The following is a 10191-nucleotide window of genomic DNA, read 5'->3' as shown; positions in this document are numbered from 1 at the left end:
AGGTGGGCGGCGTGGACTGCTTCGGCCGTCACCTCGGTGAGGCGGTCGGTGGGGAGGGCGCCCAGTTCCTCGCGGCGGAACCAGCGGGCCTCGCAGGTGGAGCCGCCGACGTCGGCCACGGTGGGCGGGGCCGGCTGGTCGACGACCACGCGGTAGAAGGCGCGGACACCGTGCCAGTCGATCGGGTAGCCCTCCGGGCCGAGCGAGGCGGCGTCCCGGTGGCTGGCCACCCCGAGCAGCTCGACCAGGCGGCCGGTCTGCCCGGTCTCCTCGACCAGTTCGCGGATCAGCGCGGCGCCCGGCTGCTCGCCGTAGTCGGTGCCGCCGCCGGGCAGGTGCCAGCAGCCGGCGCCCGGGTAGCCGTCGGAGACCCGGGTGAGCAGCACCCGCTCCTCCGGGTCGGTCACCACGGCGTACGCGGCGAAGCGCTGCGCCCGGTGCAGCCCGTCCGGACCGGGGACGGCGTAGAACGAGGGGAACTCGGGCACCTCCTCCGGCACGATGTCGTCGCTGGAGGTGGGCAGGCCCAGGGCGCGCGCCGCGAACGAGCGCAGCGGCAGCTCCCGGGCCTCGTCGAGGGTGAACCAGCGGGCCAGGTCGGTGGGGCGGTCGACCCGGTCGGCGAGCGTCCCGCCCCGCACCGAGACCGTGTAGAGCAGCCGGTCGGTGTGGATCGTGATGCCGCGCTCGGGCAGCGCCCGCATGTCGGCGAGGACGTCCTGGAGGGCGGCGACGGCGACCGAGAGGCCGGTCTCGGCGGCGGTCTCCCGGACGACGGTGTGCTTGGGGTCCTCACCGTGGTCGACCGCCCCGCCGGGCAGCGACCACGTGCCGGGGGTGCCGGAGCGCTCCGATGCGCGGACCAGCAACACTCGGCCGTCTGAATCAGCACAAACTGCGTATGCCGCGATCCTGCGGAGCGGCTCCAGCAAGGTGGTCACGGGAGGAAATTCTCCCCGGATGGCGGGACCGGCATCGAAAAGAGTCAGATTCCTGACTCTTTGCTGGCGCCTCAGGGACGGGTCAGGGTAGGAGTCCGGGCGGTCACCGAGGTCGCCCGCCGGACCGCGCGGGACCGTGGAGACATGACCTCCACGAACCCCTCCCAGGCCCCGTACAAGCAGCTCCGCCGGCCGGTCACCGACCGGATGCTCGCCGGCGTGGCGAGCGGCCTCGGCCGCTACTTCGCCGTCGACCCCACCCTCGTGCGGGTGGCCTTCGCGGTGGCCACCCTGCTCACCGGCGGGCTGGCCGCGCTGGCGTACCCGATCATGTGGTTCCTCATGCCCGAGGAGCCGGCGGGCGCGCCCGCCTGGCCGCACCCCCCGGGCACCGCGCCGGGCTGGCCGCCGGTCCCGCCGGCGGCCCCGGGTCCGTACGCGGCGCCGGCCACGCCGGAGCCGGCGCCCCGGCCGGCGCCTCAGCCGCCGACGCCGCCGGCGGCCTGACCCGGCGTCACTCCCACTCGATGGTGCCCGGCGGCTTGCTGGTCACGTCCAGGACCACCCGGTTGACCTCGGCGACCTCGTTGGTGATCCGGGTGGAGATCCGGGCCACCACCTCGTAGGGCAGCCGGGACCAGTCGGCGGTCATGGCGTCCTCGCTGGAGACGGGGCGCAGCACCACGGGATGCCCGTAGCTGCGCCCGTCGCCCTGCACGCCGACGCTGCGCACGTCGGCCAGGAGCACCACCGGGAACTGCCAGACGCCCCGGTCGAGGCCGGCCGCGGTGAGCTCCTGCCGGGCGATCAGGTCGGCCCTGCGGAGCACGGCGAGGCGCTCCTCGTCGACCGCGCCGATGATCCGGATGGCCAGGCCCGGGCCGGGGAACGGGTGCCGCCAGACCATCGCCTCAGGCAGCCCCAGTTCCAGCCCGAGCGCGCGGACCTCGTCCTTGAACAGCGTGCGCAGCGGCTCGACCAGGGCGAACTTCAGGTCCTCCGGCAGCCCGCCGACGTTGTGGTGGCTCTTGATGTTGGCGGTGCCGGTGCCGCCGCCGGACTCCACCACGTCCGGGTAGAGGGTGCCCTGCACCAGGAACTCGACGTCGCCGTGCGAGGCGATCTCCCGGGCGGCGGCCTCGAAGACCCGGATGAACTCCCGGCCGATGATCTTGCGCTTCTGCTCGGGGTCGGTCACCCCGGCCAGCGCGCCGAGGAACCGCTCGCGGGCGTCGACCACCTTGAGCTTGATCCCGGTGGCGGCCACGTAGTCCTTCTCCACCTGCTCGGCCTCGCCCGCCCGGAGCAGGCCGTGGTCGACGAAGACGCAGGTGAGCTGGTCGCCGACGGCCTTGTGCACCAGCGCCGCGGCGACCGCCGAGTCGACACCGCCGGACAGGCCGCAGATGACCTCCTTGTCGCCGACCTGCGCCCGGATCCGGGCAACCTGGTCGTCGATGATGTTCTCGGGCGTCCAGGTCGGCTCGATGCCGGCGATGTCGTGCAGGAAGCGGGCCAGCATCTCCTGGCCGTGCGCGGTGTGCCCGACCTCCGGGTGGAACTGCACCCCGGCCCGGCGGCCGGCCAGGTCCTCGAACGCGGCGACCGGCGCGCCCGCCGACTCGGCGGTGACCGCGAAGCCGGCCGGTGCCTCGGTGACGCAGTCGCCGTGGCTCATCCACACCGGCAGGTCGTCGGGGAGGTCGCGGAGCAGCACGCCGGCCTCCGGGCGGGCGTGCAGCGGCGTGCCGCCGTACTCCCGGTTGCCGGTGCGCGCCACGGTGCCGCCGAGCGCCTGCGCCATGGCCTGGAAGCCGTAGCAGATGCCGAAGACCGGGACGCCGGCGTCGAACATCCCGGCGTCGATCTGCGGGGCGTCGGGCGCGTAGACGCTGGACGGGCCGCCGGACAGGATGATCGCGGCCGGGTCCCTGGCCAGCATCTCGGACACCGGCATGGAGTGCGGGACGATCTCCGAGTAGACCTTCGCCTCGCGGACGCGGCGCGCGATGAGCTGGGCGTACTGGGCTCCGAAGTCCACCACGAGGACGGGGCGAGGCGTGCTCATGTGCAGCAACCCTACCGACAGTCACCGCCGTAGCGGGCCGCGCCCCGGTGTGTCGCGCGCCGCGTCGCTCAGGGGCACAGCGCGGCGGGGGCGTGCGCCGGGACGGCGGGCTGCTTCGGGGCCACCGGGGCGAGCCGGCGGTAGGGCGCACCGAGCGGCGGGCGGGGGTCCCCCTCCCCCCGGTTGGGCCAGAACGACATGGCCCGCTCGGCCTGCGCCGTGATGGTCAGCGACGGGTTCACGCCCAGGTTCGCCGAGACCGCCGCGCCGTCCACGACGTGCAGCCCCGGGTGGCCGTGCACCCGGTGGTACGGGTCGATGACGCCCCGCTCGGGACTGTCGCCGATCACCGCGCCGCCCAGGATGTGCGCGGTCATCGGGATGTTGAACGGCTCGGTGACCGCTCCGCCGGGCGTGCCGTCGATCTCCTCGGCGAGCAGCCGGACGGCCTCGTTGCCGGCCGGGATCCAGGTCGGGTTGGGCGCGCCGTGCCCCGGGCCGGTGACCAGCCGGCGGCCGAACCGGCCGCGCCGGTAGCGGGTGGTGAGCGAGTTGTCGACCGACTGCATGACCAGGGCGATCACGGTGCGCTCGGACCAGCCGCGCACCGAGAGCATCCGGGCCGCCAGGCCGGGCTGCCGGACGATGCTGCCCAGCCAGCGCCGGACCCGGTGCGGGCCGCCGTCGACCAGCAGCGACTGGAGCAGCCCCATGGCGTTGGAGCCCTTGCCGTAGCGGACCGGCTCGATGTGGGTCTGCGGGTCGGGGTGGAACGAGCTGGTGATCGCCACCCCCTCGGTGAAGTCGAGGCCGCGCCGCCGGGCCTGGCCGGACCCGACCGAGGCGCCGAGGATGGCCTCCGAGTTGGTGCGGGTCAGCTCGCCGAGCCGGGGCGACAGGTGGGGCAGCGCCCCGGTCGCCTTCATCTCGTGCAGCAGCCGCTGGGTGCCCAGCGCGCCGGCGGCGAAGACCACCTGGTCGGCGTGGATCACCTGGCGGCGCTTGCGGACCCAGGCGCCGGTGCGCTCGGTGTGCACCGCGTAGCCGCCCTCGGCGGCGGGCCGCACCGCGGTGACCGTGGTCAGCGGGTGGACCTGCGCGCCGAGCCGCTCGGCCAACCAGAGGTAGTTCTTGACCAGGGTGTTCTTCGCGCCGTGCCGGCAGCCGGTCATGCACGAGCCGCAGTGGCTGCAGCCCGTCCGGTCCGGCCCCACCCCGCCGAAGTACGGGTCGGGCACGCGCTCGCCGGGACGGCCGATGTGCACGCCCACCGGCGTCGAGTGGAACGTGTGCCCCACCCCCATCCGCTCGGCCACCGCCCGCATGGCCCGGTCCGCCCCGGTGTGGATCGGGTACGTCGTGACGCCCAGCATCCGCTTCGCCTGGTCGTAGTGGCGGGCCAGTTCGTCGCGCCAGTCGGTGATGTCCCGCCACTGCGGGTCGGCGTAGAACGCGTCGAGCGGCTCGTAGAGCGTGTTCGCGTAGACCAGGGAGCCACCGCCGACGCCGGCGCCGGCGAGCACCAGCACCCCGCCGCCGGCCTTCCGGTCGGCCGAGCGGAGCAGGGTGATCCGCTGGAGGCCGTAACAGCCGAGCTTCGGGGCCCACAGGAAGCGGCTCGCCCGCCAGGAGGTGCGGGGGAACTCGTCGTCGGCGAAGCGCCGGCCGGCCTCCAGGACCCCGACGGTGTAACCCTTCTCGGCCAGCCGCAGCGCGGTGACGCTGCCGCCGAAACCCGACCCGATGACGACCACGTCGTACCGCATGCACGCATCATTACCGACCGGTAGCTATAGCGCCAGCGAGAGTTTTTCGCAGATCATGCAGAGCGCTCGATGACACGGGATTCCCGCGCAACCAACAGCCCTCCGTCGCGCGTCGAGTGGAAGACGGGGGAAGGAGACCACGATGACGCGTCGACGGTTGCTGCTGGGATTGGCCGCCCTGGTGGCCGTGGTGCTCGTCGCCGCCGGAGCGGTGGTCACCACGCGGCTGGTCTCCCGCCCGTCGCCCGGCCCGGTCGCCGGGCCGGGCACGCCGAGCCCGTCCACCGCGGCGCCGACCACGCCGGCCCCGGCCACCTCCAGCCCCACCCCACCGCCCGGCGCCGACCTGAAAGGGCCGCTCAACCTGCTGCTCGTCGGGGTGGACACCCGGATCAGCGTGCCGGGCTGGGAGCCGCACGCCGACGCCGTGCTGGTGCTGCACGTGCCGGCCGGGCTGGGCCGCGCGTACCTCTTCTCGCTCCCCCGCGACCTGGTGGTCGACATCCCGGCCTACCCGAAGGCCGGCTACCGCGGCGGCCGGACCAAGCTCACCCACGCGATGAGCTACGGCAGCCGGGTACCCGGCGACAAGAAGCACCCCAGCACGGCCCAGGGGTACGAGCTGCTGCGCACCACGGTCAGCCGGTACACCGGGCTGCGCATCGACGCCGGCGCGGTGCTCACCTTCGGCGGCTTCGACAAGCTGGTCGACACCCTCGGCGGCGTGGACCTCTACGTCGACCAGCGGGTCGCCTCGATCCACCGCCGGCCGGACGGGCGCTACCGGGACCGGGCCGGCAGCACCTACACCGGGCCGCAGATGGTCTACCAGCCGGGCAACCGGCACCTGACCGGCTGGCAGGCGCTCGACTACGCCCGGCAGCGCTACACGGCCGGCGGCGACTACACCCGGCAGCGGCACCAGCAGCAGCTCATCCGGGCGCTGGCCCGGAAGATCCTCGACCAGGAGCTGGCCCGCGACCCGGACCGGGTCGAGCAGGTGGTCGCCGCACTGGGCAGGACCCTCGTGTACGTCGGCGGCGGCCGCCGGCTGGTCGACTTCGCGTACGCCCTGGGCGGCCTGCCGGCGGAGAAGTTCGTCCTGGTCGGCCTCCCCGGCGCCGGGGTGGGCAGCGGCGCGTCCTACCGGGGCGAGCAGTTGCGCCCGGAGGGCCGCCAGTTCCTCGCCGCGCTGCGCGGCGGCAGCGCCGACGCGTACCTGGCCGCACACCCCTCGCTGCGGGTGAAGAACTGACTCAGAGCGGCTTCGGGGCCGGCGGGCGCTCGGTGCCGTAGAGCCAGGCGTCGAAGAGCTTGCCGAGCTTCTTGCCGGAGACCCGCTCGGCGAGCGCCACGAACTCGTCGGTGGTGGCGTTGCCGTTCCTCTTCTCCGCCGCCCAGGTGCGCAGGACGGTGAAGAAGGCCTGGTCGCCGACCGCCACCCGCAGCGCGTGCACGGTCATGCCGCCCCGCTCGTAGACCGACCGCCCGAACAGGTTCGCCACCCCCGGCTTACCCGGCGGCGTACGCCAGACCTGGCTCGACGTGGTCCCGTACTTCTGCTCGAAGGTGTGCTGGACGGTCGACTCCCCGCCGTGCTCGGCCCACAGCCACTCGGCGTACGTGGCCATCCCCTCGTTGAGCCAGATGTCCTGCCAGCGCTGGAGGGAGACGCTGTCGCCGAACCACTGGTGGGCCAGCTCGTGCGCCACCACGCCGGTGTTGTCGCCCTGCCGGAAGAACCCGGCCGAGTAGACCGGCCGGCTCTGCGTCTCCAGCGCGTACCGGATCCGGTCGTCGGCGACCACCACCCCGCCGTACGCGTCGAACGGGTACGGCCCGAAGATGCTCTCCAGGTAGTCGGCCACCTCGACGGTCCGCGCGATCGACCGGTCCGGCGCGCCGTCGGCCACCTGGGTGGTGACCGCGCTGAACACCGGCCGTCCCTTGTGCTCGCCGGTGGTGACCCGGAACTTCCCGATCGCCACCGCCGTCAGGTAGCTCGCCATCGGGGCGCTCTCGGACCAGCGCCAGGTGGTCCAGCCGTCCTTGGTGCTCCGCCCCGTCGGTACCCCGTTGCTGACCGCGGTGAGCCCCTTCGGCACGGTGATCTCGAAGTCGTAGGTGGCCTTGTCGGAGGGGTGGTCGTTGACCGGGTACCAGGTGCTCGCCGACTCCGGCTGGCCGAGCGCGATCGCCCCGTCGGCGGTGTGCAGCCAGCCGCTCTCACCGAGCACGTCGTTGTCCAGCGCGGCCGGCTGGCCGTCGTACCGGATCTCGGCGACGAAGCCGTTGCCGGAGGTGAGGCCGGTGGCCGGGGTGACGACCAGCTCGTCGCCGGTGCGGCTGTGGCCGGCCTTCGCCCCGTCCACGCTGACCGACCGCACCGTCAGCCCGGCCAGGTCCAGGTTGAACGCCGACAGGTTGGCGGTCGCCGTGGCCCGCAGGGTGGTGGTGCCGGTGAGCTTGTCGGTCGCCGGGTCGTAGCGCACCCGCACGGTGTAGTGGGCGACGTCGTAGCCGCCGTTGCCGTAGCTCGGGAAGTAGGGGTCGCCCGCGCCGGGGGCGCCCGGCGCGAAGCTGCGCCCGGCCGTCGGGCTGGGCGCGGCGAGCCCGGGTGCCGCCCGGTCCGGCTCGTTGGTACCGCAGCCGGCGAGCAGCACCGCTCCACAGAGCAGCAGCCCGAGCCGTCGTCGTCCGCCGCGCCGCGCCATCGCCTCGATCCCTCCCGGACCCGAACCGTGGCGGCCCTGCCCGGGGCCGCTCCGCCCGCGGCAGCCTACCCAGGATCGATCACGTCCGCGTCACGGCAGGGCCGGCGGGCTCGCCCCGATCAGCCAGGCGTCGAAGAGGGGACGCAGCGGCCTCCCGGCCGTCCGCTCGGCGTACCCGATGAAGTCGGCGGTGGTGGCGGTGCCGTTGCGGCGCTCGGCCAGCCAGCCGCGCAGGATGCGGAAGAAGGCCGCGTCGCCGACGGCGCGGCGCAGCGCGTGCACGGCCAGCGCGCCACGCTGGTAGACCGCGTCGCCGAACATCGCGGCGCGGCCCGGGTCCACCGTGGGCCTGCGCCAGTCGGTGACCGCGTACCGGTCGGCGAAGGCCCGCTCGACGGCGCGCCCGCCGTCGTGCTCCGCCCAGAGCCATTCCGCGTACGTGGCGAAGCCCTCGTTGAGCCAGAGGTCGCTCCACCGGGCCACCGAGACGCTGTCGCCGAACCACTGGTGGGCCAGCTCGTGCGCGACCACCTCCGTGTTCGGGCGGGTGCCGCGGAAGAAGCCGGGCCCGTAGACCGGCCGGGACTGGGTCTCCAGCGCGTACCGGATCCGGTCGTCGGCCACCACGATCCCGCCGTACGCGTCGAACGGGTACGGCCCGAAGCGGCCGGCCAGGAAGTCGGCGATCTCGCCGGTGCGGGCCACCGAGGCGGCGGCCGGCCCGTGGGCGGGCAGGGTCGCGGCGACGGCGGTGACGATCGGCTTCCCGGCGTGGGTGCCCGTCGCGACCCGGTAGTCGCCGATGACCAGGGTGGACAGGTAGCTGGCCATCGGGCTGCCCTCGGACCAGCGCCAGGTGGTCCAGCCGCCCCTGCTCTCCTTCCCCTCCGGCACCCCGTTGCTCAACGCGGCGAGCCCGTCCGGGACGGTCACCTGGATCTCGTAGGTGGCCTTGTCGGAGGGGTGGTCGTTGACCGGGTACCAGGTGCTGGCCGACTCCGGCTGGCCCAGCGCGATCGCACCGTCCCCGGTGGCCCGGAAGCCGCCGTCGCCCAGCTCGGCGCTGGGCAGCGGCTCGGGCACCCCGCCGTACGTCACCTCGACGCTGAACCGCTGCCCGGCCGGCAGGCCGTGCGCCGGGGTGACGACCAGCTCGGCCCCGTCGCGCCGGTGCTTCGCCGGGGCGCCGTCGACGCGGACCCGGTCGACGGTCAGGCCGGCCAGGTCGAGCTGGAACCGGGACAGCGCCGTGGTGGCGGTGGCGGTCAGCACGGCCTCGCCGGTGAGCCTGTCGTCGGCCGGGTCGTAGCGCACCTTCAGCGCGTAGTGCCCGACGTCGTAGCCGCCGTTGCCGGACCCCGGCACGTACGGGTCGCCCACGTCCGCCGCGCCCGGGTGGAACCGCCCGTCGTCCCCGGTGCAGCCGCCGGCCAGCAACGCGACGGCGAGCACCGCCACGCCCCACCGCCGGCCCCGCGTCATCCGCCGAGCCTAGACGCGCGACGGCGCGGGTGGGATCGGAACGCCCACCCGCGCCGTCGGTCGCTCACCCGGTCAGCGGTCGAGGACCAGGCCGACCTTCTGGAACTCCTTGAGGTCGCGGTAGCCGCACTTGGCCATCGCCCGGCGCAGCCCGCCGAAGAGGTTGAGCTGGCCGTCCGGCTCGTCGGCCGGACCGAAGAGCAGCTTTTCCATCGAGCCGAGCGGCTCACCGGCCACCTCGAACGCGCCGCGCGGCAGCGACGGGTGGCTGGCGGCCGAGTGCCACCAGGCGCCGCCGGCCGGGGCCTCCTCGCAGAGCGACAGCGGCTCGCCGAGCATCACGGCGTCCGCGCCGCAGCCGAGCGCCTTGGCGATGTCGCCGGAGGTCTGCATGTCGCCGTCGGCGATCAGGTGCACGTACCGGCCGCCGGTCTCGTCGAGGTAGTCGCGGCGGGCCGCGGCGGCGTCGGCGATGGCGGTGGCCATCGGCACCCGGATGCCGAGCACCGACTCGGTGGTGGACCAGTCGTCGCCGCCGATGCCGACGATGACACCGGCGGCGCCGGTGCGCATCAGGTGCAGCGCCGTCTTGTAGTCGGTGCAGCCGCCCACGATGACCGGCAGGTCGAGGTCGGCGATGAACTCCTTGAGGTTCAGCGGCTCGTCGGTGGTGGAGACGTGCTCGGCGGAGACGATGGTGCCCTGGATGACCAGGATGTCCACGCCGGCGTCGAGGATCACCGGGGCGAGGGCCAGCGTGTGCTGCGGGGAGACCCGGACGGCGACCGTGCCGCCGCCGTCGCGCAGCTCGCGGACCCGCTCGGCGATCAGGTCGGGGCGGATCGGCTCCGCGTAGACCTCCTGGAGCCGCTTGGTGGCCCGGGCGTCCTCGTCCAGGCCGGCCAGCTCCTCCAGCACCTTGGCCGGGTTCTCGTAGCGGGTCCAGAGGCCCTCGACGTTGAGCACGCCGAGGCCGCCGAGCTGGCCGAGCCGCACCGCCGACGCGGGGCTCATGGTCGCGTCGGAGGGGTGCCCGACGCAGGGGATGCCGAACTGGTAGGCGTCGAGCTGCCACGCGGTGGAGACGTCGTCGACGTCCCGGGTGCGACGGCTCGGCACGATGGCGATGTCGTCCAGGTGGTAGCCGCGCTGCGCGGTCTTGCCCAGCCCGATCTCGACCACGTCACGCATGGGGGACTCCAGGTGGTTGGGGGTGGTGG

Annotated in this window: 8 protein-coding genes; 2 read left to right on the top strand and 6 right to left on the bottom strand. The window is 74.2% G+C overall.

What is annotated here, in order from left to right:
* The coding region (locus F8274_RS27985; RefSeq protein WP_151465360.1) for an NUDIX hydrolase at positions 1 to 941 on the bottom strand (941 nt) is incomplete at its 3' end.
* Positions 942 to 1085: 144 nt separating this feature from the next.
* Here F8274_RS27985 and F8274_RS27980 point away from each other — a divergent pair.
* Positions 1086 to 1448 (top strand): PspC domain-containing protein, encoded by a 363-nt coding sequence (locus F8274_RS27980; RefSeq protein ID WP_151465359.1) that lies wholly within the window; start codon positions 1086 to 1088, stop codon positions 1446 to 1448.
* A gap of 7 nt (positions 1449 to 1455) precedes the next feature.
* On the opposite strand, the gene guaA is transcribed toward F8274_RS27980, so the two are convergent.
* Positions 1456 to 3009, bottom strand: a complete 1554-nt coding sequence (gene guaA / locus F8274_RS27975; protein WP_151465358.1) for a glutamine-hydrolyzing GMP synthase — start codon at positions 3007 to 3009, stop codon at positions 1456 to 1458.
* A 68-nt stretch (positions 3010 to 3077) separates the two neighbouring features.
* Positions 3078 to 4775 (bottom strand): FAD-dependent oxidoreductase, encoded by a 1698-nt coding sequence (locus F8274_RS27970; protein ID WP_151465357.1) that lies wholly within the window; start codon positions 4773 to 4775, stop codon positions 3078 to 3080.
* A gap of 142 nt (positions 4776 to 4917) precedes the next feature.
* On the opposite strand from F8274_RS27970, the gene F8274_RS27965 reads away from it, so the two are divergent.
* Positions 4918 to 6030: an LCP family protein gene (locus F8274_RS27965; RefSeq protein ID WP_151465356.1), complete on the top strand. Its 1113-nt coding sequence runs from the start codon at positions 4918 to 4920 to the stop codon at positions 6028 to 6030.
* A gap of 1 nt (position 6031) precedes the next feature.
* Here the strand turns inward: F8274_RS27965 and F8274_RS27960 are convergent, their stop codons facing one another.
* The 3 genes from F8274_RS27960 to F8274_RS27950 all read right to left on the bottom strand — a co-directional run bounded on the left by F8274_RS27960 (position 6032) and on the right by F8274_RS27950 (position 10162).
* The gene (locus F8274_RS27960) at positions 6032 to 7489 is read right to left on the bottom strand and encodes a M1 family metallopeptidase (RefSeq protein WP_151465355.1); all 1458 of its coding nucleotides are present in this window, start codon (positions 7487 to 7489) and stop codon (positions 6032 to 6034) included.
* Positions 7490 to 7579: 90 nt separating this feature from the next.
* Complete coding sequence (locus F8274_RS27955; protein WP_151465354.1) at positions 7580 to 8971, bottom strand: M1 family metallopeptidase; 1392 nt, start codon at positions 8969 to 8971, stop codon at positions 7580 to 7582.
* Between the two features lie 72 nt (positions 8972 to 9043).
* On the bottom strand, positions 9044 to 10162 hold the full coding sequence (locus F8274_RS27950; protein ID WP_151465353.1) for a GuaB3 family IMP dehydrogenase-related protein: 1119 nt from the start codon (positions 10160 to 10162) through the stop codon (positions 9044 to 9046).
* Positions 10163 to 10191: the final 29 nt, after the last annotated feature.

The sequence above is a fragment of the Micromonospora sp. AMSO31t genome (assembly GCF_008868175.1).
Lineage (GTDB): Bacteria > Actinomycetota > Actinomycetes > Mycobacteriales > Micromonosporaceae > Micromonospora.
This window is presented reverse-complemented; position numbering and strand designations above follow the sequence as displayed.

Bases quoted from the DNA above. Each gene is read 5' to 3' on its own strand.
- F8274_RS27980 (WP_151465359.1), top strand. From the start codon at position 1,086: ATGACCTCCACGAACCCCTCCCAGGCCCCGTACAAGCAGCTCCGCCGG.
- guaA (WP_151465358.1), bottom strand. From the start codon at position 3,009: ATGAGCACGCCTCGCCCCGTCCTCGTGGTGGACTTCGGAGCCCAGTAC.
- F8274_RS27970 (WP_151465357.1), bottom strand. From the start codon at position 4,775: ATGCGGTACGACGTGGTCGTCATCGGGTCGGGTTTCGGCGGCAGCGTC.
- F8274_RS27965 (WP_151465356.1), top strand. From the start codon at position 4,918: ATGACGCGTCGACGGTTGCTGCTGGGATTGGCCGCCCTGGTGGCCGTG.
- F8274_RS27960 (WP_151465355.1), bottom strand. From the start codon at position 7,489: ATGGCGCGGCGCGGCGGACGACGACGGCTCGGGCTGCTGCTCTGTGGA.
- F8274_RS27955 (WP_151465354.1), bottom strand. From the start codon at position 8,971: ATGACGCGGGGCCGGCGGTGGGGCGTGGCGGTGCTCGCCGTCGCGTTG.
- F8274_RS27950 (WP_151465353.1), bottom strand. From the start codon at position 10,162: ATGCGTGACGTGGTCGAGATCGGGCTGGGCAAGACCGCGCAGCGCGGC.